Raw genomic sequence first — 23,969 nt, 5'->3', positions numbered from 1 at the left:
GCCGCAGGCCCTGTGATTTGTCCAATACACGATTTATTGCTGTGTGATTCTTTTTTCGTATCACAGTCGAGCTAGAATCAATTTCCCACACGAAAGGTCTTGGCCTGACGCTGCCGAGCCGCTATAATGCGGGCCGTCGGGTCGTTAGCTCAGTTGGTAGAGCAGCGGACTTTTAATCCGTTGGTCGCTGGTTCGAGCCCAGCACGGCCTACCACGAACAAGCAGTAGCAGATCAGCCAGCTTTCGAGCTGGCTTTTTTGTTTTCAGCCGTTCCAGGCCCCACGCCCATGCCCCAGACCATCCACACCCCCGTCCACCACGAGCTCATCATCAAGAAGAGCCGCTTCATCGCCTGCGTCCAGCCGATGCCGGACCGCGCCGGCGCGCAAAAAGTGGTGGCGGCCCTGCGCGCCGAACACCCGGGCGCCGCCCACGTGTGCTGGGCGCTGCTGGCCGGCGGACAGTCGGCCGCGGTCGACGACGGCGAGCCGAGCGGCACCGCCGGACGCCCGATGCTGGACGTGCTGCGCCACCAGGACCTCGAAGGCGTGCTGGCCACCGTGGTGCGCTACTTCGGCGGCGTCAAGCTGGGCGCCGGCGGACTGGTGCGCGCCTATACCGACAGCGTTGCCCAGGCCCTGCTGAAGGCGGACAAGATCGCCATCATCCGCCAGCGCCTGCTGCGCTGCGCCGTCCCCTACCCGCTCGAGGGACTGGTGCGGCGCGAACTGGAGCTGGCCGGGGCGACCCTCGAGCAGGTCGAGCACGCGGACCAGGTCGGGTTCGCGTTCCGGATGCCGGTGGACAAGGCCGATCCGCTGATCGCCCGCCTGAACGAAGCGGGCAGCGGACGCGTCGCCTGGATCGACGACGCGCCGGTCGCCCCCCGTTGATATCGCTATCATGCCCGGCTATACCGGTCATCACCACTCGAAAGCGGACTCTCCCACTGTGTAGCGCGATAATGGCCGGTTCCTCAGCGTTCCGCCTGCCGCTTGTTTTGCGTGGCAGGCTGTCATTACAAAGCGAAAACACGTGATCAAGAAGAGCCTGGCCCCACTGGCCCTCGGCGGTTTCGGCATCGGCATGACGGAATTCGTCATGATGGGCATCCTGCCCGACGTCGCCACCGGCCTGAATATTTCGATTCCCCAAGCGGGTTACCTGATTTCGGCCTATGCCGTCGGCGTCGTGGTCGGTGCGCCGACCCTGGTCAGCATGCTCGGCCATCGTCCGCCACGCGGCGTGCTGGTCTGGTTCATGCTGATGTTCGCGGCCTTCAATGCGCTGTCGGCCTTCGCGCCCAACTTCCACACGATGATGCTGTTCCGCTTCCTGGCGGGCCTGCCGCATGGCGCCTTCTTCGGCGTCGGCGCCGTGGTCGCCACGCGCCTGGCGGACAAGGGCAAGGAAGCGGCGGCGCTGGCCAGCATGTTTTCCGGCCTGACGATCGCCAACGTGGTCGGCGTGCCGGCCGGCACCTGGCTGGGCCATCACATGAGCTGGCGCATCGTGTTCCTGATCGTCGCCCTGATCGGCCTGGCCACCGCCTTCATGACGCACAAGATCATCCCCTACTTCGAGGGCAGCCGGCGCGCCGGCCTGGCCCAGGACCTGCGCATCTTCCGCAACCCGAAGCTGTGGCTGGCGCTGGGCATCACCTCGATCGGCACCGGCGGCCTGTTCGCCTGGCTCAGCTACATCGCGCCGCTGCTCACCGAGGTCACCCGCTTCCACGCCGACATGATTCCCATGATCATGATCGTGGTCGGGGTCGGCATGACGGCGGGCGTCCACTTTGGCGGCAAGCTGGCCGACCGCGTGCATCCCCTGCGCGCGATCCAGATCCTGCTGGCATCGATGATCGTGCTGCTGCTGCTGAACGCCGTGCTGGCGTCTTCGCAAGCGGCGATGGTGGTGCTGGCCTTCCTGGTCGGTGCGAATGCGCTGGCGCTGGGTCCGTCGATCCAGATGCTGCTGATCGAGCACTCGCGCGAAGCCGAGATGCTGGGCTCCTCGCTGGGCCAGTCCGGCTTCAATATCGGCAATGCCCTGGGCGCCTTCCTCGGCGGCATTCCGCTGACCCTGGGCTTCTCCTATGCCTCGCCGCAGTGGGTGGCGGCGGGCCTGGCCGGCGCCGGTCTGGTGCTGGCGTGCGCGATGCTCGCCCACGGGCGCCGCGCGGTGCGCGCCCTGGCCTGATCCTCTTTCAGGCCTGGCGGCGGCGTACCAGCGCGGCGGCCGCCAGGCCGGCCAGCAGCAGCGCCACGCTGCCCGGTTCCGGCACGTCGGCGGACGGGGTCTTGACCGGCGGCTGGCCCGGAACATCGACCGGATTGTCGACCGGCAGCTTGATGCCGCCGCCGGGCTGGGTGGTGCCGGGATTCTTGCCACCCATGGTGAAGGCGGCCACGTCGACCGGCGTAAAGTAATGGTTGGCGTTGATCTGCACCGTCGAGGCCCAGGTGTCGACGATCACGTTGCCGTTGACCTGGCCCCAGTTCTCGCTCACCGTCGCATAAGGCGCCAGCACGCTGCCGATCACGCCCTTCACGTTCAGGCTGCTGGCTTCGTAGAAGTTGAACAGCACGTTGTAGTTCCCCAGCGGCGTGAAGCTGATGCCGCCGTTATTGAAGGTGCCGGCCGAACCGCTGACGTTGAAGATCAGGGTCTGGCCCGGCGTCAGGTTCTCCAGGGTCCAGCTGCTCGAAGTCGCGAACATCGAGGCCGGCACATTGAACACGTCCACGCTGCCCGCGCCGCTGCCCTTCACCCTCACCCCGCTCCACAAGGCGCTCACGCTGCCGGTCGGATCGAGCTGGGCCAGCGAGGCCGCGAGCGTCTTGTAGTAAGCCTCGGCCCCGGCGAAATCGACGGGACTGGTCGCGGTCGTGCTCACGGCCGGCGCCGAGGTGAGCGAGGTCGTCCCGCCCGCATACACCACGCCATTGTTGATCGAGCCATTGCTCAGCTTCAGGTTGCCGCCTGCGGCCACCGCGATGTCCCTGGCGCCGAAGGCATCCTTGTTCTTCGCGTTGACCGAGTAATTCTGCAGGGTCACGTTGCCGCCGGCGACGATGGCGCCCTCGACGTCGCTCGAATAGGCCGAGAAGTCGTGGATGGCATAGACGTTGGCGCCGCCGATCGGCGCCGTCAGGTTGATCACGCCGGCGTGGGCATGGCTGGCGCAGACGGCTGAACAGAGGATGGCGAGGCGGCGCAGGACAAACATGAAATTTCCAATTAGAAATTGATGATTCTCAAGAGTATCATCAATTCCATCAATTTACACGAAAACTTCACATAATCCTGCGAGCCCGGCTCAAACTATGCATCCAGCATGGCCGCCGTCGAGGCGATCCGCGCGAACTCGCCGTTCAGGCTGGCCAGCGCCGTGGCATGCATCGCCTCGGCCGTGTAGTGGCGGCCATCCGGACCGGTGCGCTCGTGGGTGGCGCAGGCATCCCCGACCACGATGGTGTCGAAGCCCAGGTTGCCGGCCATGCGCGCCGTGGTCGACACGCAGTGGTCGGTGGTGAGACCGCACAGCACCACGGTATCGATGCCGCCCTCGCGCAGCCGCCGTTCCAGGTCGGTGCCGATGAAGCCGCTGTTGACTGACTTCGTGACGACGGGTTCGCCATCCAGCGGCCGCGCCTGGGCTTTGAAGGCGAAGCCGGGCGTGTCGGCGCGGAAGGCGCCGTTCGGGCTCGCCGAGGCGTGGCGCACGTGGATCACCGGGCGGCGCGCGGCGCGCCAGGCAGCCAGCAGCGCGGCGATATTTTCCTCGGCAGCCGGGTTGTTGCGCTGGCCCCAGCGCGGATCGAGGAAGCCTTGCTGGACGTCGATCACGATCAGGGTGCCGTTGGCGGGCAATTGCATGTGGTCTCTCCTTGTGAAAACCGCATGCTCGCGCCGCCGCCCGGCATGCGCTACCGAAATCCCGGATAATCGACGATCCAGACATGAAGGATTTCGATGGCTCTCAAACTCAGCCAATTGCGGATGTTCGTCGCGGTCGCCGACCACGGCAGTTTCAGCGCGGCCGCCGCCGAACTGGCCTGCACCCAGTCGCGCATCAGCCACGCGATCGCCGAACTCGAAAAGGAACTGGCGCTGCGCCTGTTCGACCGCGCCCACGGCGGCTCGACGCCCACCAGCGCCGGCCTGCGGGTACTGGAGAAGGCCAGGCAGATGCTGCAGCTCGAACAAGGCCTGCGCGCCAGCGCCAGGGAGACGCAAACCMTGTCCGGACAGGTGCGGGTGGCCTGCTTCCGCAGTTTCGGCACCCACCTGCTGCCCTATGCGGCCGAGGCCCTGTCCGCCGTCCACCCGGGCATCGCCCTCGACATCGACGACGGCCACGCCGACCGCGAAGCCCTGCTCGCCGCCCTGCGCGCAGGACGCGCCGACATCGCCATCGCCCAGCTGCCGCTGGCGCGCGGCCTCGCTTCCCTGCCCTATCTGCACGACGACTACGTGCTGGTGCTGCCCGCCGCGCACCCCCTGTCGGAACCCTTGTCCTGGGACCAGCTCGACGGCCTGTCCTTCATCCAGCTCGCCTGCGCGGGCGCGGACGAGGTGCTGGAACGCTGCCGCGCCACCGGCCTGGACGCCCGCCCCGGACGCCGGCTGGCGAACGACACCAGCATCGCCGCCATGGTCGCGCGCGGGATGGGTTATTCGATCATGCCGCGGCTGGCGGTGTTTCCGGAACCGGAAGGCGTGCGCCTGCTGGCGCTGCCGATCCCGGCCCGGCGCAGCTTCGCGCTGGCCGGCGGCGCGGCGGCGATGCGGCGCCCGGAAGTGGCGGCGGTAGTGAAGATCCTGCGCGGCAGGAAGATGGTGGCGGCGACGAAGGCCTGGCAGGCGGGCGTACTGGCCTGGGACTGATCAGACCAGCACGGCCTGGCCCATCGAATCGCTGAGCTCGGCGGCTTCCTCGATGATCGTGCGCAGGGTGGCCTCGTCGACCAGGTAGTCGAGCGCGCTTTCGCTATGGTCCGGCAGCGGCGGCGCCGCGGCGCCCAGCGGCGACGGCACCCTGGCGTACAGGTTGCCCAGCAACAGGGTGTCGAGCAGCGAGCTCGGCGGCATGTTCAGCCAGCAGCCGCGCAGCTCGAAGATGGCGTCGGCCACCGGTTCCGGCAGCGCCAGGCGGCGCGCCACTTCGCGCGTGACCACGTCTTCGCACAATTCGCCCCAGCGCTCCTCGTCGTCGTCGAGCAGACCGGGGAATTCATCGGCGCGCGACAGCAGGTAGAAGGCGCCGATCTCGTGGACGATGCCGGCAAACATGGCGGTATCCGGATTCACGAAGGTGACGCGGCGCGCGAACACCTGGGCCAGCGCGGCCACCTGCACCGTGTGCTCCCACAGCTGTTCGGCCTTGGCGCGCAGGGCCGGATCCTGGATGCGGCTGCCGAACTGGCGCACCGCCAGGCTGGCCACCAGCATCTGCAGGTTGCGGTAGCCGACCCGGGTGACGGCCGCGCGCACATTGGTGACCGGCGGCTTGCCGGCATTGAAGGTCGAGGAATTCGCCAGCGCCACCGTGCGCGCCGCCAGCTGAGGCTCGCTTAGCACCAACCGGATCGCTTCCTCGAGGTGGCAATCGGGATCGTTCAGCGCCTGCTGCAGGCGCAGCACGGCGTTGACGCTGGTGGGAAAGGATATGTCACCGCGCGCCGCCTGGGCCGCAATGTATCYGAAGGCTTCGATTCTGTTCACGGCGGCGATTATACCTTGCAGACTTTAGCCTACAGGCAATTTCCGTGAGGTCGATCGCAACCTGTGGTATCAGAACAAAATATACGGCCGGCTACAAAAAGCCGGCCGCTACCGGGCAGAAAACCCGGGTGAGCGCTTACTTGACCTTGATCGCGCTCTTCACGCTGGCCACGCCGTCGACACCCTTGGCGACCTTGACCGCCTTGTCGGCTTCGGCCTTCGAATTCACGAAGCCGCTCAGCATCACGACGCCCTTCTCGGTCTCGACGTGGATGCCCAGCGATTCCAGGTCCGGCTCCTTGATCAGGCCGGCCTTCACCTTGGTGGTGATGGCGGTGTCCGAGGCGGCGACGCGGGTGGTGGAAGCGGCGTCGCGGGTCTTGTCGCCGGCCTTGTCCATTGCGTTGTCGGTCTTCTGCGCGGTGACGGCGGCGCCGTCGCGGGTCTTGTCGCCGGCACGGTCGACGGCGTTCTCGGTCTTCTGGGCAACGGTCGAAGCGACCTCTTTGGTCTTCTCGACGGCGGAGTGGGCGACTTCCCTGGTCTTCTCGGCAACCGTCGAAGCGACTTCCTTGGTCTTCACGGCGGCGGCCGAGGTGGCGGCGGCGGCCTTGTCGCCGGCGCGGTCGGCGGCGTTCTCGCTGCGGTTGGCGATCTCGCCCGCGTTCTCCTTCACGGCCGAGGGCTTGGTCTGCACCAGGCAGCCGGTCTTGCCGTCGCCGCCCATCTGGGCGCATTTGTCGACGGCGGCGGCGGACCTGGCCTGCTCGCGGCTGTCGCCGCCCGAGGCGGTGGCGCCGGCCGCGCTGGCGCCGGTGGCGGTGCTGCCGGCCTTGGCGTCCGCCACTGCGGCGGTGTGCACCGACTTGGCGTTGTTCATGCAGTCGTCCTTGTCGGCGCCGCTCCTGGCGCCGCACCTGGCCTTGGCCAGGTCATATTCGGCGTCGGCCAGGTTGGTGCGTGCCTTTTCACGGCCCCTGGGCGTATTGTTGTACTGGGACAGGGCATTCGCTTCGGTGCGGGTGCGGGTCAGCCTCGCTTCGGCCATGCACACATCCTTGTCGTTGCCGCTCATGCTGTCGCACTTCGCGGTCGCCGCCTTGTACTCGGCCATGGCTTTCTGGGTCACGGCACGGTAGCTGGCGGGATCGTGGTTCAGTGCGAAGGTGGGTGCGGCAAACGCGGCGCCGGCGGCCGTCGCGAGCAGGGTCGCAATCAGCGTTTTCATGTCGGTGGTCCCTTGTATCGATGATTATTGATACCGGTGATTTAACGCCCCCGGCGGACCGGACATCTGTGCGTGAACGTACACTTGTCGAAGAAATAATAAATGACCTGTTCGTCGTTTATCACTCGTCGCTGAGCAGGCCTTCTTTCCAGAGGGTGGCCGCATCTTCGAAGGGCTTCGCGGCTGTCCCGAAACCCTTGCCGTCGGTGGCCAGCTTCACCCATACCCGGGTATCGTGGCCGCTGCGCGCCACCGGCTGCACGGCGCGTACCTGGGACAGCCAATCGTGCACGCGGGCATAGTCGGCGGGGTGGCTGCGACGGGTCCAGGCCAGCGCCACCAGGTCGGCATAGCCTTCCTCGCGGCGCATTTCACGCATCGCCTTCGATTCCGCCAGCAGCGAAGGATCGGCCGCGGTTTCTTCGCCGACCTCGACGAAGCCGGCCGGCAGCGCATGCCAAGCGCCCTGGGCATAGCGCCAGCAGTGCGCGATCTCGTGCGCCGCCATCGCCTCGATCAGCTCGCCCTGCGCTTCCGGCGCCACGCCGGCCAGCTGCTTCTCGGCATCCGGATTGCCGCGCAGCGACACCACCAGCTTGCAGCGTCCCTCGGCAAAGCCCATCGCCAGCGGCACGTCGTTCGGGCCGGCCTTGGGCTGGACCACGATATCGATCGGCAGCTGGACGCTGCGCGCGTACTCGAGGACGGGATAGGCGGAAGAAATCCAGCGCTGTTCGAGCGCGGTGAGGTCGGCCGCATTGGCGCTGCTTGCAGCCTGGGAGGCCGCGCACAGGCCGGCGGCGAGCAGGAAGGACTTGAACATGAGAGGGATTCCCCGCGGGATAGATGACATGCCTATAGGCAATTCTATCCCTTGGGGAAGCCCTCGTTGGACTATTTTTTACTGGATGTTTAGAAATGCAAACTTACCAGAAGTACAAAAATCCGCCGTCGTTCCTGCGCGCATCTGTCGTTCCCGCCTGCGCCGGGAACGACGGCTACTTGCGAACGAGCTTATTTGCCGGTCAGCTTCGCAGCCGTCGTAAACGCCGGGCGAATATCATTCGGCACCGCCTTCATCTTGTCGAGCGCCTTCTGCACGTCCGGGCGGATCACCACGTACTGCTTCATCAGCGCCTGGGCGCGGGCGTAGTCCCCTAGGGCTTCGATGGTCAGGAATTCTCGGTCGAGGTCGGCCACGGCCTGCTTGATCTTGCTGAAGTCGACCGAGAAAGTACCGTCGCCGTGCGAGACGAAGCCGCCCTTGTCGAGCAGGTAGTTGACCTGGATCGCCATGCCGCGCGCGTGCGAATCGGTCAGGCCGAAGTGCAGCGTGCGGAAGGCCGATGCCAGGAAGGTGTTGTACAGCTTGCGTTCGGCGGCAGCGCCCTGTCCCAGCGAGGATTTCAGCTGGCCCTTGTCCATCATGTAGCTCAGCGCCCACAGGCCGGTGATGTCGGCCTTGGCTTCCTCGATGGTCGAGTAGCTGTCCTTCAGGTCCTGGCGCGGGGTCGAGGGCTTGCCGTTCTGGGTGGTCGCGTGCGGGCCCAGGCCGTGCATGATCTCGTGCGCCAGGATGTGGGTGAAGAAGGAATCGAAGTCGAGGTCCTTCTGGTCGCTTGGCCTCAGCACCAGTTTCGTGATCGGCTTGAGGGTGGCGTCGAACTTCGCTTCCTGCACGTTCTTCAGCATCACGCGCTTGGAGCCGCGCTGGCTGATGATGCGCTCGTCGTTCGGCAGGTTGTAGGCGGCGGTCTGCACGCCCATATTGCCGTCGCCGGCGCCATAGACCTGGTTCACGACCACCATCGGGGCGATCGCGCCGACCTTCGGATTGCGGTACTTCGGATCCAGCGGCAGGTTGTTCTCCAGCTCCTGCATGTGCTTGCCGAAGAAGTTCAGCTTCTCGGTTTCCTTCGCGTCGCGCACGTTTACATAGGCTTCGAAGGCGGCCTTGTAGCCGAACAGTTCGTCGTTATAGGTCTCGTAGGGGCCGATCGTGACGTCGACCGGCGAATCCAGGTCCATCCAGGCGAAGTCGGAGGCCAGGTAGTCGTTCGACAGGAAGGCCTCGGCGCGCAGGTTCAGGAATTTCTTCAGCGAGGCGTTGTCGGTGGCGTTCGCGGCGTCCTTCAGCAATTTGGACAGCTGCTGCAGCTCGGTCGCGTATTCGTCCGAGTACTTGACGATGGTGTAGCGCTGCTTGCCCTTGCCGTCCTTGGTATTCCGGATGGTCGTGAAGAACCACTGCGCCTGCTCCTTGTCCTGCGGCGACAGGCTGTTCATCCAGGCTTCGAGGTCCTGCTTGCTGGCGCCTTCCGGATAGAAGTTCGCGCCCGCCGGCTTCTCGGCCGGGATGTTAATGCCGGCATACTCGGCCGGCATGAAGGAATGGTTGCCGTCGATGATGGACCACGGTCCCTTGTTCAGCCAGAAGTAGTCGCGGCGCGCCTTGCCCAGCGGCGTCTTGTCCTTCTGCAGCGCGGCCCACAGCGCCTCGTTGCCGGACCAGCGCTGGCGCAGCTGCAGGGTGTCGACGATCTTCGCCGCTTCGACCAGCTTTTCGATGGCGACCAGGTCACCCTTCGACAGCTTGCTGGTGTCGGCGTTCAGGTCGACCGGGGCAAAGCGTTTCTCCATCGCGGTCAGCTGGGCGACCGTGGCCGGCGCGGGGGCATCAAGGGCCAGGGCCGGGATGGACATTGCGCCGGCAGCCAGCAGGGCGGCAACCAGTGGGCTGAACAGATTCTTCATGGCGTCTCTCGCGTAGTTGTAATGCGGGCGATTGTAATCCAACTATCGCCGCGTTTACCTTACCGTTATTGCCGCTACCCGACGCGCTACTCGATGTCCGGCAGCTTCAGGCGCTTGAGGTGGAAGTCGTACTCGTACAGTTCGCCGTAGCGGCCCCACTCCACCGCGATATTCAGGGTGCGGCGGGCGCGGTTTTCCTTCATGCCCTCTTCCAGCAGTTCGATGAAGGGTTCTTCGGACAGCGTGCCGCCGGCGCTCTCGGCCAGCGCGGCGCGGATCTTCGCCGCCAGCGGCACGTTCTCCAGCACCTGGCGGCCGAAGATCTCCTGGCGCTCGGCCTGTTCGGCGCCGGCGTAGCGGCGGCCCAGGTGGGTCAGCATGATGTCGCCGCTTTCGACCTGGGCCAGGCCCAGCATCGCCAGCGCCTCGAAGGTCGGGAACAGCTCCTCGTCGGACAGCTCGGCTTCCTCGGCCAGGTGCGGCAGGTCGGCGCGGCCGTCGAAGGGCGGCTCGGCCACCAGTTCCAGCACCGCCTCGATGCGGCTGACGTCGGTGTCCGGCAGGCCGAAATCCGGATGGCGGGCCGGCATCCCGACCGCGACCGCCGGCGCCGGGCGGCGCATCGTCATCAGGCCATACACCTCGTCGATCAGGGCGCGCACGCGCGGGCTGTCGGCAACCCGCGGACGCGGCTGGTCGATCCGGACTTCGCTGACGATGCGGCCCGGATCGCTGGACAGGATGATGATGCGGTCGGCCATCATCACCGCTTCCTCGATGTTGTGGGACACGACCACGATGCCGCGGGTCGGGATCTGCTTGCTCTCCCACAGCTGCAGGATGTCGTCGCGCAGGGTCTCGCCGGTCAGCACGTCGAGGGCGGAAAAGGCTTCGTCCATCAGCAGCACGTCCGGGTTCGTGACCAGGGCGCGCGCGATGYCGACGCGCTGGCGCATGCCGCCCGACAGCTCGCGCGGCAGCGCGCCGCCGAAGCCGGCCAGGCCGATCAGCTCGAGCACGGCGTCGGCGCGGCGTTCGCGTTCGTCCGGCGATACGCCCTGCGCCTCCAGGCCCAGCTCGACGTTCTGCTGCACGGTTAGCCACGGGAACAGGGCAAAGGACTGGAACACCATCGCCACGCCCGGCGCCGGGCCGGCGATCGGCTGGCCGCGGTAGCTGGCGTTGCCGCCGTCGGACGGCACCAGGCCGGCCATGATGCGCAGCAGGGTCGATTTGCCGGAGCCGGACTTGCCGAGCAGCGCGACGATTTCTCCCTGGCGCAGCGTGAAGTCGACGCCGTCCAGGATGCGCCGCGGCACGCCGTCGGCGCCGCTGAAGGATTTGCCCACCGAGGCCAGATGGATCAGGATATCTTGCGTCATTTCGTTTCCTTCGAAGTCCGCGGCTCAGCCACGATTGTCGGCGAGCAGGTACAGCTTGCGCCAGAAGAAGCGGTTCAGCAGCATCACGAAGATGCACATGATGCCGATGCCGAGCGCGATGCGCGGGAAGTCGCCGGCGTCCGTCATCTGCTTGATATAGCTGCCCAGGCCCTGCGCCGCCAGCGTGGTCTTGCCCCAGGTGACGTATTCGGCCACGATGCTGGCGTTCCAGGAGCCGCCGCTGGCCGTGATCGCGCCGGTCAGGTAGGCCGGGAACACCGCCGGCAGGTAGACCCGTTTCCACTTCAGCCAGCCGCGCAGGCCCAGGTTGTCGGCCGCCAGCCGCAGCTCGGTCGGGATGGTCGAGGCCCCCGCCACCACGTTGAACAGGATGTACCACTGAGTGCCGAACACCATCAGGGGGCTGAGCCAGATATCCGGGTTCAGCTTGAAACTCACCATCAGGAACACCACCAGCGGGAACAGCAGGTTGACCGGGAAGGCCGCCAGGAACTGGGCCACGGCCTGTACGCGCTGTGAATAGCGCGGGCTCAGACCGATCCACACCGCCACCGGGACCCAGAACAGCGAGGCCAGCGCGATCAACAGCATCACCCGCAACAGGGTCGCCAGGCCGAGCAGGACCACGTGGCCGGCTTCGCCCCAGCCGACTTCCGCGTGCACGTACACGGCCAGCTTGAGCGTGGCGGCCAGCACGGCCACCGGCAGCAGCACGTCCCACAGGCGCGGCAGGATGCGCTGCCAGGTCGCCGGCTTTTGCGGGGCCGGCGCGGTGGCGGCGGTGCCGAACCAGCCCAGGGTGATGCGCATGGTCGCCCAGAAGCGCTGCGCCAGGCGGCTGACCCAGAGGCTGCGGCGACCCCAGTCGAGCAGCCAGGAACGCTGCGCGGTCTCGCCCTGCGACTCCTCGAAGCGGAACTTGTCGGCCCAGGCCAGCAGCGGGCGGAAGAACAGCTGGTCGTACAACACGATGCCGGCCAGCATGGCCAGGATCGCCCACGCCACCGCCTTGCCGTTTTCCTGCTCGATGGCGACGGCGATGAAGGCGCCGATGCCCGGCAGCTTGATGTCCTGGCCGGCCACCGAGATCGCTTCCGCGGCGACCAGGAAGAACCAGCCGCCCGACATCGACATCATCATGTTCCACAGCAGCGCCGGCGTCGCGTAGGGAAGCTCGAGGCGCCAGAAGCGCTGCCAGCCGGACAGGCAGAACACGCGCGCCGCCTCGTTCAGTTCGTCGGGCACGGTGCGCATCGACTGGTACAGGCTGAACGCCATGTTCCAGGCCTGCGAGGTGAAGATCGCGAAGATGGCCGCGCATTCCACGCCCAGCAGGCTGCCCGGGAACAGCGCGATGAAGGGCGCGATCGCGATCGCCTGGAAGCCCAGGATCGGCACCGACTGCAGGATGTCGAGCAGCGGGATCAGCGCTTTTTCGGCAGCGCGATACTTGGCGGCGACGGCCGCGAACACGAAGCTGAACACCAGCGAGCAGCCGAGCGCGATGAACATGCGCAGGATGGTGCGCAGCAGGTAGTAAGGCAGCGCCGCGGGGTCCAGCGAGATGGGGGTCGCCTGGCCGACTACGAAGGGACGCGCCATCTGCATGGCGCCGTAGGCGCAGGCGGCCAGCACCGCCAGCACCAGCGGCAGCAGGAGCCAATCCCAGCGATTGAAGCCGCGTCCGCCGCGGTCGACCGCCGGCCGGCGGTCATTGAAGAACTCGAACATCCACGTTCCTTGCACGCAGAGTGAAGCCGTCGTTGATATGCGCGCCGGCGGCGGACCGCAGTGCGGCCCGGCCACCGGTGACCAGTGTGCGTGTTGCTGGAATATGAATGTTCCGGTACGGCCGGAACAGAAAAGATACCATCATCCTGGCAGGATGACGGCAGGAGACGGGAAAGCCTGCGTTATCTTGCCGAGAACGTGCCAGAAATGATCTGGCGACAACTATCGCTCGAACAAGTGCCCATGAATGGACCCAAAAAATGAAAACAGAGCGAGTGTAATTGCCCGCTCTACAGGGCGTCAACCACGATCGTGATTCCCGGCGCAGGGTGCGCCGCCCATGTGTTTATTTGCCGACAAGAACCGGTCCGCTGTACTTCATCAAGAGGCCCTTCGGCCCCACCGCCCAGCCGCTCGTCGGGCTGGCGAAACCGACCGTGTTCATCGGCGTCTTGTCCAGCACGGTCCAGCTCTTTCCGGCGTCGCGCGAGAAGCCGGAGCCGGCCAGGCCGGCGGCAACCAGGGTGCGCGGCGCGCCCGGCACCGGCACCACCACCGACATGTAGCCGGCCGGCTGCACCTGGACCGGACTCCAGCTCGCGCCGCCATCTTCCGTGCGCGCGCCGTTGATGCCGGCCATTTGCGTCTCCTTGTAATCGCCGCCGGCGGCAAAGCCTACTTTCGGGTCCAGGAAGGCGACAGAGAACACGCCACGGGCCGCTGCCCCGGCCGGGATCGGCGTCGCTTGCGCGCGCCAGGTCTTGCCGCGGTCAAGCGAGTGGAACACGCGCGAATTGGCCGAACCGCCGGTGGCGATCCACGCATCGTTGGTGCCGGCCACCGTCAGGCAGGTGCCGCTGGCGGCGAAGGCGCCCTCGTTCGGCATCGCCTCCAGTCCCTCGGTCTCGACGAGCTGCCAGGACACGCCGCCGTCGCCGGTGGTGTAGACCTGGAAGCTGCCCTTGACCGGATCGCCGAACAGGATGCCGTGGTCCTTGTCCCAGAACGCCATCGCGTCCCAGAAGCCGTCCGCCACCTGGTTGGTCGTCATCAGGCGCCAGCTGGCGCCGCCGTCTTCGGTCCGGTAGATGCGCGAAGCCGCGCCGGGGCCGGCGCCCATCACCACGGCGGTCTTCGCATCGAAGGCCTGGATGTCGCGGAAGTCGATCTTGTCGGCCTCCGGCACCTGCATCGCCTGCCAGTGTTCGCCGTCGACGGTGCGCAACACGGTGCCCCTGGCGCCGCTGGCCCAGGCGACCTTGGCATCGACGACGGACAGGCCGCGCAGTTCGGCGCTGGTGCCGCTGGGGGTGGCTTGCCAGGACTGGGCGGAGGCGGCGCTGGAGGCCAGCAGTGCGGCGATCAGGAGGGAGCGTGGGTGCATGGAGTCCGGCGTGTCGTATTAATGATGAGTGCCGATATTACACCGCCGCCCGCGCCAGGGGCGAGTTTGCGATAATGGCCGCCTTATCCGGAATTTGAAGCGAAAACCATGAATACCCTCACCTACGAAGCCTTCCTCGACGAAGTCACGACCCTGCTCACCGAAATCTACGACATGGAGGACGAGGCCGCCATCAAGCTGGTGATGCAGGCGCAGGACGCCGAATACTTCGTCGTCCACGACGACAAGCCGGAACTGCGCACGCTGGAGCAGGCGAAGAAGGAAGCGGTGGCCTTGTACACGGCGCGCCAGAACCGGGTGGAGACGCAGCAAAAGCAGCAGCGCGCCCAGCACCAGCGCGGGAGCGGCAAGAAGCGCTAGGTCCCGTCAGGTCCAGAGATTGATCAGGTTGCCGTCGCTGTCGCGGAAGGACCCGATGACGATCATGATGAAATCGACGAAGGCCCAGATGCCGAGGCCACCGAAGGTCAGCAGCTGCAGGATGCCGGTGCCGACTTTGCCCACATAGAAGCGGTGCACGCCGAGGAAGCCGATGAAGAAGCACAGGATGGCCGCCGGCAGGATGCGCTTTTGCGAGGCGCTGAAGCCATGGCCCTGCTGGGGCGCGCCGCAGCCCGGGCAGGCTTGTGCGCTGAAGTGCATGTTCGAGCCGCAGGCGCGGCAATAAATCATCTGCGAATTGACGGCGGTGTTCATCGATCGGGTTCCCCATATGGAATTATTATCGATCGAGCATAGCATGCAGGGCCTGCGCGGAAGATCACCAAAAATCACGTCATTGCTGCCCTCTCCGGCCGGCATGCGGGCCGGCCGGAGCGCAGCTTAATTGCCGGCCTTGGCGATGGTCGCCACCGGCTCCCCCTGCCTCCAGCCGCCACCCAGCGCACGCGCCACCGACACCGCCGCCAGCAGGCGCTGGGTACGGATCTGGGCCGCGGCGCGGTCCGCCGCCAGCGCACTGCGCTGGGCATCGGTAACGTCCAGGTAGGTCGAGACGCCGCGGTCGTAGCGCGCCTGGGCCACCTGCAGCGCGCGGGCTGCCGCCTGCTGCGCCTGGACCTGCACCTCGCCCTGCTGCTGGCGTTCCTGCACGTCGGACAGCGCATCTTCCACTTCGCGCAATGCGCTCAGCAGGCGTCCCTCGTGGTTGGCGACCGCCTCGTCGTAACGGGCCTGGGCCAGCTTCAGGTTGGCGCGGTTGCGGCCGGCGTCGAACACCGGCAGCGACAACGCCAGCGGACCGAAGGAAAACTGGCGCGCGCTGCCCTGGGCCAGGTTGCGCAGGCTTTCCGAGGCATAGCCGTAGTTGCCGGTCAAGGACAGCGCCGGATAGAAGGCGCCTTCGGCCACGCCGATCTGGGCGTTGAAGGCCTTCAGGGCGGCCACGCTCGATGCCAGGTCGGGACGCTGGCCCAACAGGCTGGCCGGCAGGCCGACCGGGATGCTCGGCGGCTGGGGCAAAAGCTTATCCTGCAGGGCGGTGCCCTGGTTGCTCGCCACCAGCGGCTCGCTCGGCGAAGCGCCCACCAGCACCGACAGCGCATGCTCCAGCGTGTTGCGCTGGCGCTGGGCTTCGTGCAGGTCGGCCTCGGCGTTGGCGCGCTCGATGCGGGTGCGCGAGACGTCCAGTTCGTTCGACAGGCCGGCGTTGAAGCGCGCCTCGATCAGTTCCTGGGATTCGCGGCGGGTCGCCAGCGCGTTGCGCAGGATCGCCAGTTCGGTGTCCAGGCCGCGCAGCTGCCAGTAGGTGGTTGCGACCTGGCCCGACAGCATCAGCAACACGCCGTCGCGGTCGTCCTGGGCCGCCAGGGCCTGGGCATCGGCCGCTTCGACCACGCGGCGCACGCGGCCCCACAGGTCCAGCTCCCACGAGAAGCCGGCACCTAGCGAGTAGTTGTTACCTTCGATCGAGCGGTGGCCCAGCGCCAGGCCCTGCGAGGTCTCGGCCGAGGTGCGCGAGTTCGAGATACCGGCCTGCACGTTCACCGACGGCAGCTGGCCGGCGCGCACCACGCCCAGCTGGGCCTGTGCCTGCACCAGGCGCTGCGCGGCGGCGCGCACGTTCGGGTTATCGTGCAACGCGCGCTGCTCGAGGGTGTCCAGGGTCTGGTCGCCGAACACGGTCCACCAGTCGGCCGGCAGGCGCGCGGCGTCCTGCTGCTGGCCGGCCTGCGCGTGGCGGTATGCCGGGCTCGCGATGTCCTGCGGGGCCTTGAAGTCGGGACCGACGGTGCCGCAGGCGGCGAGGAGCGCGGCGATGGCCGCGGCGACAGCGGTGTGGATGACAGGCTTGAACATAGTATTTTTCATTGAGAGTTATCCGTCCCGTCGCCCCCGCGAAGGCGGGGACCCAAGTTTCCATGGTTCGCCACGAACTTGGATTCCCGCCTTCGCGGGGACGACGTATCAATCATTAGTGGCCGCCGCTCCCAGCCCCGCCAGGCGACTTGACCTTGTCCGCAAACCACAGCGGCACGATCGCCGCGATCAGGATCACGCCGACGAGGAAGAAGCCGTCGTTGTAGGCCATCACGTAAGCCTCGCGGCGCACGATGCGGTCGATCGCCGCGATCGCCTGGTTGGCCGCGGTGGCCGGGTCGATGCCTTGCGAAACGAAGAACTGGGTCAGCTGGTCCAGGCGGGCCTGGGTGGCGGACGCGAACAGCGACACCGATTCGCCGATGCGCGCCGAGTGGAAGTGCTCGCGGTTGGTCAGCGAGGTCGCCAGCAGCGCGATACCCACCGAGCCGCCCAGGTTGCGGGTCATGTTGAACAGGCTCGAGGCCGACGGCATGTCCTTCGGCGCGATGCCGTTCATCGCGAAGTTCGACAGGGTCAGCATCACGAAGGGCTGGCCGATCGCGCGGATGACCTGGGTGACCATCAGCTGGTCGTAGCCGGTGCTGGCGTCCATGTAGGCGTTCATCAGGCAGGAGATGCCGAACAGGCCCAGGCCGAACATGCACATGATGCGGTTGTCGATCTTCTGCGACAGGCGCGCCACGAAGGGCATCACGAACAGCTGCGGCAGGCCCATCCAGGCGATGACCTCGCCGATCTGCATCGGCGAATAGCCGGCGATCTGGCCCAGGTACAGCGGCAGCAGGTAGGACGAGCCGTACAGGCCCATGCCGATCACCGCCGACAGGATGGTCGCCACCATGAAGTTGCGCTGGCCGTACAGGCGCAGGTTGACGAAGGGGTCGGCGCGCCAGAAGCCGATCACCACCCAGCCCAGGATGCCGATCAGCGCCAGCGCGGCGAAGGTGATGATGAAGCTCGACTCGAACCAGTCCTTCGAATTGCCCTCTTCCAGGAAGATGGTCAGGCTGGCCAGGCCGACCGCCATGAAGGCGATGCCCAGCCAGTCGGCCTTGGCCAGCATTTTCAGGTTCAGCGGCTCCTTGTCCAGGCCCCAGTACATGCCGGCGATCAGCAGCACGCCCGGCACCCAGTTGATGTAAAAGATCGAGGGCCAGCCGTACAGCTCCGTCAGGTAGCCGCCCAGGGTCGGGCCCATGGCCGGGGCCAGGGTCGCGGTCAGGCCGAACATCGCCATGCCGACCGCGCGCTTGGCGGGAGGCAGGCGGGTCATCACCAGGGTCATCGCCATCGGGATCAGGGCGCCGCCGGTGAAGCCCTGCAGCATGCGGAACACGATCATGCTCTGCAGGTTCCAGGCCGCGCCGCACAGGGTCGAGAAGGCCAGGAACAGCGCCGTGGTCAGCATCAGGTAGCGGCGCTGGCCGAAGGCGCGCACGAACAGCGCGGTCATCGGGATCACCACGATCTCGGCGCACAGGTAGGCGGTCGAGATCCACGAGCCCTCCTCCTGGGTGGCCGACAGCGTACCGAGGATGTCGCGCAGCGAGGAGTTGGTGATCTGGATGTCGAGCACCGCCATGAAGGCGCCGAGCAGGCCGGCGGCCACCGCGATCCAGGTGCGGGCGTCGACGTGCGTGCCGTTGGCCGGCATGCTCATCGTCTGGGTGGAACTCGTCATGACGATCCCTTTACTGGGCCGACGCGGTGCGGGCCGGCTGCTGCGCGCCTTGTGCCGGCTTTTGGCGCAGGTCGATCTCGACCACCGTCGACATGCCGGGCACCAGGCGGCCGGCGTATTTCTTCAGGTCTTCCGGCCTGAAGGTGATCTTGACCGGCACGCGCTGGACGATCTTGGTGAAGTTACCGGTCGCGTTATCGGCCGGCAGCAGCGCGAACTGGTTGCCCGAGGCCGGCGAGAAGCTGTCAACGCGGCCGACCAGTTCCTTGTCCTTCAGGGCGTCGACTTCGATCCTGACTTCCTGGCCCGGCACCAGGCCCGGCAGCTGGGTTTCCTTGAAGTTGGCGGTGACCCAGACGTCGTCCTGGACGATGGCGGCCAGCTGCTGGCCCGGCTGGATGCGGGCGCCGACTTCGACGCTGCGCTTGCCGATGCGGCCGCTGACCGGCGCCACGATCTGGTTGTAGCCGAGCTGCTGCCGGGCGTCCTTGAGCTGGGCCTGCAGCACCTTGACCTGGGCCTTCAGCACGTCGCGCGCCGAGCCGGCGGCGGCGATCTGGGCCTTGGCGGCATTGGCGTTGTCGCGGCGCGCGTTGACGTCGGCGGTGGCGCCGGCGCGGGCCGCGGTGGCGGCGTCGACCTCGGCCTTCGAGACGGCCTTCATGTTGGTGTTGTACAGCTGGCCGTAGCGTTCGGCGTCCTGCCTGGCGCGCACCAGGTTGGCCTGGGCCTGCACCACCTGGGCGCCGGCGGCCGAGGCCTGGGCCCTGGCCTGCTCGACGGCGGCATCGGCCTGCACGATCTGCTGCTGCACGCTGGCGATCTGGGCCTGGATCTGCTCGACCTTTACGCCCTGGTCGGCCGGATCCAGCTCGGCCAGCACATCGCCGGCCTTGACGATCTGGTTGTCGTCGAACATGACCTTGGTGACGACGCCCGGGATGCGCGCCGAGACCGGATGCACGTGACCGGTGATGTAGGCGTTTTCGGTTTCGACGAAGTTGCTGCTGCGGTACCACATGCGGCCACCGGCGGCGAGCGCGGCCAGGGCGATCACGCCGACCACCATCAGCACGCGCTTCGGCGGTCCCTTGCTGCCGTTGGCGGCGGCCGGCGCTGCAGGCGGAACGGCGGCGGTCGGTTTCTGCTGGACCGTGGTTTGCGAATCTGCCATGAATACGACTCCGAAGAAAAAATGAAATGGGTTCATCGCATTATTCGACAAAGAATCGGCGAAGTCAAGAAATGAAACGGTTGCATTTCATTTTTTTCTGGGCTAGAGTGTCGTCATGGACAAACCCGTAAACGACTGCAAGGCCGCCGGCCGGCCCAAGGCCGCCGAGGTCGAAGCACGCACGCAGGAGCTGCTGCAGATTGCCGGCGGTCTCTTCCTCAAGAACGGCTATACCAAGACCAGCCTGGAATCGATCGCCCGCGCCGCCCACGTGGCGGTGCGCACCATCTACGTGAAATTCGGCGGCAAGGCCGGCCTGCTGCACGCGGTGCTGGCGGCCAAGCGCGACCGCTTCTTCCGCAGCCAGCCGATGCAGACGGACACCCGTCCGCTGAAGGAAATCGTGGACGATTTCGCGCGCCAGATGTATGGACTGCTCATCTCGCAGGAAGCGGTGGACATGCAGCGCATCGTGATGGCGGAAGCGCCGACCAATCCCGAACTGGCGGAAGCCTTCTGGAACGGCGGTCCGCGCCAGACCCGCGAGATGCTGGGCCGTTTCTTCGCCCGTCCGGACATCCGCGCCCAGTTGCACCCCGACATCGACATCGACCTGCTGCCCGGCCACCTGATGGGCTGCATCGCCGGCGACCAGCTGTGCCGTTTCGTGTTCCCGCCCGAAAAACAGCCTCTGGACCAGGCGCTCCGCGAACTCGACCGCCGCCTCGCGCTGTTCTACCGCGCCGTGCTGGCCCGGCCCTGAGCTCCCCTGCCCCTGGCCGGCCGAGTCAGTGTGCGGCATCGCACGGACCGCCTCGACCCGGTTCGGGCATCCTGAAAGTCTTAAGAAGGAGGATGTCATGAACACGATAAGTACAAAGACGGCAGTTCGCCGCAAGGGGGTAGCATGAGCAAGGCGTCACGTTACGAATGGCGAGACCAGCAGGCTGCGGTGCAGGAGCGCATGAAGGGCTTCCTTGCGAATCCGGGCAAGGAACAACTCGAGGCCGTCGTTGCCGAGATGCGTGCCTACGCCGACGCGGCCCAGTCGGGCCACATCGAGATTCCGCAACACTGGACCAGTTACAACTGAGCTGAAACACGCTACCGACATGCCGCCCAGTTCGCTGGGCGGCATTTTTTATGTCCTGCCGCGTTTGCCTCTCATTTCGCGCCGCCTGCCTGCATTTCGCGCCATACCGCCGCACTTCGTCGCAAGCCGCCGCGGCCGGGCGCCGGATTGCCTAGAGTGCCCCCATCGACAACGACAACAAGGGAGCACAGCATGCACATCGCCATCCGCGGCGCCATCCTCGCCCTCATCCTCGGCGCCACCGGCGCCCAGGCCGCCGACCTCACGATCCGCATCGACAACGTCGAGAACAACGACGGCCAGCTGATGGTTGCGCTGTACGACAGCGCCGCCGGCTACCTGAAGCAGCCGGTCCGCAAAACCTCGGTGGATGCCGTCGCCGGCAGCACCACGGTGGTATTCAAGGACCTGGCGCCGGGCGACTACGCCTTCTCGGTCCTGCACGATGCGAACGGCAACGGCCGCATGGACACCAACCGCATGGGCCGGCCGACCGAAGCGGTGGCCTTCAGCAAGGACGCCCAGGGCTTCATGGGTCCGCCCTCCTTCGAGGCCGCCAGGTTCACGGTGCCGGCCGATGGCGCCGCCGTCAGCGCCAGCCTGCGTTGAGGTTCCAAGGCTTGTGGTAACTTCCCGGTTGCTCAACAAGGAGAAACGATGCCGACCCACCCCGTCCGTGCCAATCACCCGCTGGACATGTTCGCCCTGTTCCGGCGCTGGCCCGCGTCGACCCGGCGCAACCTGGTCTATACGGCCCTGTGGAGCAGCCTGATCGGCATCGCATTGACGGTCCTGTTCGCGCTCACGGGGGCGCGCAGCGCCGTCCCCATCCCGAAGCTGCTGGGCATGACCTTGCTGACCTCGAATTCGATCGGCTTCCTGATCCATGGCGGGCTGGCGCTGCTGCGACGCGCCTTCCCCGCCGCCGCCGCGCGACGCTCGTGGGCGATGCGCGCCTGCCAGGTGCTGCTGATCGAATCCTGCGCCGTGCTCGGCTTTACCGTGCCGGATGCCTTGCTGCGCGGCGTCAACCCATTCCGCGCCTTGCTGATCGAGGGCGCGCTGGCGCCCATCCTGCCGATGGGACTGGTGGTCACCGCCATCACGATGGCGATCCTGGCCACCAACGAGCGCCGGCTGGCGCGCGAGACCGCCGCCGCCCAGCACCAGCAGCAGATCGCCGAGGCAGCACAACTGCTGGCCGAAGCCCGCCTGCGCACCTTGCAGGCCCAGATCGAGCCGCACTTCCTGTACAACACCCTGGCCAACGTGGTCAGCCTGATCGGCAGCGAGCCCGATCGCGCCAGGCACATGCTGGAACGCCTGATCGACTTCCTGCGCGCCAGCCTGGCCGCCAGCCGCGCCGAACAGGCGACTCTGGGCGCCGAGCTCGACCTGGCCGCCGCCTACCTCGACCTGCTGGCGGTGCGCATGGGTCCGCGCCTGCGCTGGCGCATCGAGGCCGACGAAGGCTGCCGCGACATGAAAATCGCGCCGATGCTGATCCAGCCGCTGGTCGAGAACGCGGTCATGCACGGCATCGAGCCGAAGATGGAAGGCGGAGAGATTCTGGTGCGCGCCGCCTGCGCCGCCGGCATCCTGTCCGTCGAGGTCAGCGACGACGGCATGGGACTGGGCGCCGCGCCGCCACGGTCCGGTGGCGGCGTCGGCCTGTCGAACCTGCGCGAGCGGCTGCGCAGCCTGCACGGCCCCAAGGCTCAGCTACAATTATTGGAAAATCAACCCAGCGGCGTGACCTCGCGCCTGCTGTTGCCACTGCCACCGCCACGACCACTGGACCAAGCGTGACCACCGCCCTGCTCGCCGACGACGAACCCCACCTGCTGTCCTATCTCGAGGAGCAGCTCGCCCTGGCCTGGCCCGACCTGAAGGTGGTCGGCCGTGCGCCCAACGGCGTGGAGGCCCTGCGCCTGATCGACGAGCTGGCGCCCGACATCGTCTTCCTCGACATCCAGATGCCCGGCCTGAACGGGCTGCAGCTAGCCAGCCGCCTGAGCGCCGGCGGCGCGTCCCCACGCGTGGTCTTCACCACCGCCCACGAACAGTACGCGCTGCAGGCCTTCGACAGCGAAGCCTTCGACTACCTGCTCAAGCCGATCCGCCTGGAGCGCCTGCAGCGCGCCGTAGACCGCCTGAAGGAGACGCTGGCGCAGCCGCCGCAGTCCCCCGCATCGGCACCCGCGCCGGAGACGGCCGCCCAGCTGGCCGCGATGCTGCGCCAGCTCGGCGTGCCCGTCCCCAACGCACCGGCAGCGGCGGCGCCGGCACCGCTGCAATGGATCCGCGCCGCGCAAGGCCAGGAGACGCGCCTGATCGCGGTCGACGAAGTCATCTACTTCCAGAGCAACGACAAATACACCAGCGTCTTCATCGCCGACGGCGAACACCTGATCCGCACCCCGCTGCGCCAGCTGCGCGAACAGCTCGACGAGCAGAAGTTCTGGCAGATCCACCGCGGCGTCATCGTCGCCGCCCATCATGTGGCCGGCACCCGCACCGACTTCCGCGGGCGGCTGCTGGTCAAGCTCAAGGGCCGGCCGGAAGAGCTGGTGGTGAGCCGCAATTACGCCGAGCTGTTCAGGCAGATGTAGAGTGCGTATTTAATGCGACTGTATTCGTCCCAGCCTCGCTTCGTGTACGACATTCTTTTATCGAAGGGGTCTTTTCGCCCCCGTCCACACGAGGCAGGCAAGAACTGGATTTTCGAGGACGCGCCTTTGGCAAGATTTGCATATGACTGGCTATGTCATCAGATGGTGCGGCGCGGTTTGTCGCGGCCGCACCCGAATGCTTATCCTGTATGGGCCTGGCATCACTATGAAGGACCGAACAAACCCAAACCGGACCTGCGCGATGCCGCCATGAAGGCCGGCGGAAGCACAGAACGGCAAGTGATGTTCACGCTCGACGTACCGGACGATCGAGTCCTCCTGCATGACTATACCGCCTGGCACCATCCGCTCAATCACATCTACCTTGGCACGTCAAAAGCAAGCGATCAATTCGAACGCCAATGCAAAGCGGCTGGGGTTGACTTGTACGGTGATCGGCCGCTCCCGGAACCACGCCTGTTAGCGCAGTTGGAACAATCTTGGGAAACCATTTTCGATCTCGCTGCGATACGCAAGAAAATGCGCATCCGGCTCGACGAACAATCCGTACAAGCAACATTCTGGGAGTTACGCGCGGAGTACGTTGTTGATGCGGTCGAATTCGGGATGAATCGTCCGAAACAAAAACTTGTCGCACCTACCAACTTGTAACCCATATGTGGCCGGTCTCTTAACGTCTGGAATGGGTCCAGGCCGTGTAAAAACGTAGGTCCAGGTAAACGGAACCGGCCCAGTAAACGTTGAGCCAGTATCTCATCAAGACGGATACCACATGAAGCGCTTTATCGAAGGCGAGGATCGGGGACAGGGTACGC

General features: G+C 66.4%; 23 protein-coding genes and 1 tRNA gene. 11 read left to right on the top strand and 13 right to left on the bottom strand.

Annotated features, from left to right (window positions below):
- Positions 1-138: 138 nt before the first annotated feature.
- From AC1DIX_RS14480 to AC1DIX_RS14470, 3 genes are all read left to right on the top strand, one after another.
- Positions 139-214 (top strand) — tRNA-Lys (locus tag AC1DIX_RS14480).
- Between the two features lie 73 nt (positions 215-287).
- Positions 288-893 carry an IMPACT family protein gene (locus tag AC1DIX_RS14475; RefSeq protein ID WP_477325242.1) on the top strand — a complete coding sequence of 202 codons (606 nt, stop codon included), beginning with the start codon at positions 288-290 and terminating at the stop codon, positions 891-893.
- 142 nt (positions 894-1,035) lie between these two features.
- Positions 1,036-2,202 (top strand): MFS transporter, encoded by a 1,167-nt coding sequence (locus AC1DIX_RS14470; protein WP_477325240.1) that lies wholly within the window; start codon positions 1,036-1,038, stop codon positions 2,200-2,202.
- A gap of 7 nt (positions 2,203-2,209) precedes the next feature.
- Here the strand turns inward: AC1DIX_RS14470 and AC1DIX_RS14465 are convergent, their stop codons facing one another.
- Positions 2,210-3,232 carry a choice-of-anchor A family protein gene (locus AC1DIX_RS14465; RefSeq protein WP_477325238.1) on the bottom strand — a complete coding sequence of 341 codons (1,023 nt, stop codon included), beginning with the start codon at positions 3,230-3,232 and terminating at the stop codon, positions 2,210-2,212.
- Positions 3,233-3,327: 95 nt separating this feature from the next.
- Entirely contained in the window at positions 3,328-3,882 is a 555-nt protein-coding gene (locus AC1DIX_RS14460) for a cysteine hydrolase family protein (RefSeq protein ID WP_477325236.1), read from the bottom strand.
- 96 nt (positions 3,883-3,978) lie between these two features.
- Here AC1DIX_RS14460 and AC1DIX_RS14455 point away from each other — a divergent pair, with 96 nt between their 5' ends.
- A complete protein-coding gene (locus tag AC1DIX_RS14455) occupies positions 3,979-4,893 on the top strand; it encodes a LysR family transcriptional regulator (protein ID WP_477325234.1) in 915 nt (304 codons plus the stop codon).
- Here AC1DIX_RS14455 and AC1DIX_RS14450 read toward each other — a convergent pair whose 3' ends face one another.
- From AC1DIX_RS14450 to AC1DIX_RS14420, 7 genes are all read right to left on the bottom strand, one after another.
- Entirely contained in the window at positions 4,894-5,730 is an 837-nt protein-coding gene (locus tag AC1DIX_RS14450; protein ID WP_477325232.1) for an HDOD domain-containing protein, read from the bottom strand.
- Positions 5,731-5,866: 136 nt separating this feature from the next.
- Positions 5,867-6,958 (bottom strand): BON domain-containing protein, encoded by a 1,092-nt coding sequence (locus AC1DIX_RS14445; RefSeq protein WP_477325230.1) that lies wholly within the window; start codon positions 6,956-6,958, stop codon positions 5,867-5,869.
- A 121-nt stretch (positions 6,959-7,079) separates the two neighbouring features.
- On the bottom strand, positions 7,080-7,781 hold the full coding sequence (locus tag AC1DIX_RS14440) for a hypothetical protein (protein ID WP_477325228.1): 702 nt from the start codon (positions 7,779-7,781) through the stop codon (positions 7,080-7,082).
- A 191-nt stretch (positions 7,782-7,972) separates the two neighbouring features.
- The gene (locus tag AC1DIX_RS14435; RefSeq protein ID WP_477325226.1) at positions 7,973-9,712 is read right to left on the bottom strand and encodes a dipeptidyl-peptidase 3 family protein; all 1,740 of its coding nucleotides are present in this window, start codon (positions 9,710-9,712) and stop codon (positions 7,973-7,975) included.
- An 86-nt stretch (positions 9,713-9,798) separates the two neighbouring features.
- Positions 9,799-11,094, bottom strand: a complete 1,296-nt coding sequence (locus AC1DIX_RS14430) for an ABC transporter ATP-binding protein (protein WP_477325224.1) — start codon at positions 11,092-11,094, stop codon at positions 9,799-9,801.
- 24 nt (positions 11,095-11,118) lie between these two features.
- Entirely contained in the window at positions 11,119-12,846 is a 1,728-nt protein-coding gene (locus AC1DIX_RS14425) for an ABC transporter permease (RefSeq protein WP_442124622.1), read from the bottom strand.
- Between the two features lie 346 nt (positions 12,847-13,192).
- Complete coding sequence (locus tag AC1DIX_RS14420) at positions 13,193-14,230, bottom strand: WD40/YVTN/BNR-like repeat-containing protein (RefSeq protein ID WP_477325222.1); 1,038 nt, start codon at positions 14,228-14,230, stop codon at positions 13,193-13,195.
- 108 nt (positions 14,231-14,338) lie between these two features.
- On the opposite strand from AC1DIX_RS14420, the gene AC1DIX_RS14415 reads away from it, so the two are divergent.
- Positions 14,339-14,611, top strand: a complete 273-nt coding sequence (locus AC1DIX_RS14415; RefSeq protein WP_477325220.1) for a hypothetical protein — start codon at positions 14,339-14,341, stop codon at positions 14,609-14,611.
- A 6-nt stretch (positions 14,612-14,617) separates the two neighbouring features.
- Here AC1DIX_RS14415 and AC1DIX_RS14410 read toward each other — a convergent pair whose 3' ends face one another.
- From AC1DIX_RS14410 to AC1DIX_RS14395, 4 genes are all read right to left on the bottom strand, one after another.
- On the bottom strand, positions 14,618-14,947 hold the full coding sequence (locus AC1DIX_RS14410; RefSeq protein WP_442124619.1) for a TM2 domain-containing protein: 330 nt from the start codon (positions 14,945-14,947) through the stop codon (positions 14,618-14,620).
- 126 nt (positions 14,948-15,073) lie between these two features.
- Positions 15,074-16,561 (bottom strand): efflux transporter outer membrane subunit, encoded by a 1,488-nt coding sequence (locus AC1DIX_RS14405; RefSeq protein ID WP_477325218.1) that lies wholly within the window; start codon positions 16,559-16,561, stop codon positions 15,074-15,076.
- 103 nt (positions 16,562-16,664) lie between these two features.
- Positions 16,665-18,254: a DHA2 family efflux MFS transporter permease subunit gene (locus tag AC1DIX_RS14400; RefSeq protein WP_477325216.1), complete on the bottom strand. Its 1,590-nt coding sequence runs from the start codon at positions 18,252-18,254 to the stop codon at positions 16,665-16,667.
- A gap of 10 nt (positions 18,255-18,264) precedes the next feature.
- Positions 18,265-19,428 carry an HlyD family secretion protein gene (locus tag AC1DIX_RS14395; RefSeq protein WP_477325214.1) on the bottom strand — a complete coding sequence of 388 codons (1,164 nt, stop codon included), beginning with the start codon at positions 19,426-19,428 and terminating at the stop codon, positions 18,265-18,267.
- Positions 19,429-19,543: 115 nt separating this feature from the next.
- On the opposite strand from AC1DIX_RS14395, the gene AC1DIX_RS14390 reads away from it, so the two are divergent.
- From AC1DIX_RS14390 to AC1DIX_RS14365, 6 genes are all read left to right on the top strand, one after another.
- Positions 19,544-20,191 carry a TetR/AcrR family transcriptional regulator gene (locus AC1DIX_RS14390; RefSeq protein ID WP_442124615.1) on the top strand — a complete coding sequence of 216 codons (648 nt, stop codon included), beginning with the start codon at positions 19,544-19,546 and terminating at the stop codon, positions 20,189-20,191.
- 144 nt (positions 20,192-20,335) lie between these two features.
- Positions 20,336-20,521: a hypothetical protein gene (locus AC1DIX_RS14385; protein WP_442124614.1), complete on the top strand. Its 186-nt coding sequence runs from the start codon at positions 20,336-20,338 to the stop codon at positions 20,519-20,521.
- Positions 20,522-20,713: 192 nt separating this feature from the next.
- Entirely contained in the window at positions 20,714-21,130 is a 417-nt protein-coding gene (locus tag AC1DIX_RS14380) for a DUF2141 domain-containing protein (protein ID WP_442124843.1), read from the top strand.
- Between the two features lie 48 nt (positions 21,131-21,178).
- Positions 21,179-22,330 (top strand): sensor histidine kinase, encoded by a 1,152-nt coding sequence (locus AC1DIX_RS14375; protein WP_477325212.1) that lies wholly within the window; start codon positions 21,179-21,181, stop codon positions 22,328-22,330.
- A complete protein-coding gene (locus AC1DIX_RS14370) occupies positions 22,327-23,133 on the top strand; it encodes a LytR/AlgR family response regulator transcription factor (protein WP_477325210.1) in 807 nt (268 codons plus the stop codon). The genes AC1DIX_RS14375 and AC1DIX_RS14370 overlap by 4 nt, the downstream gene beginning before the upstream one ends.
- 12 nt (positions 23,134-23,145) lie before the next feature.
- A complete protein-coding gene (locus tag AC1DIX_RS14365) occupies positions 23,146-23,805 on the top strand; it encodes a DUF3841 domain-containing protein (RefSeq protein ID WP_477325208.1) in 660 nt (219 codons plus the stop codon).
- Positions 23,806-23,969 lie beyond the last annotated feature (164 nt).

The sequence above is a fragment of the Massilia sp. 05N420 genome (assembly GCF_056397205.1).
Note: the sequence above shows the minus strand (reverse complement) of the source record. Positions and strands in the feature narration are given on the sequence as shown.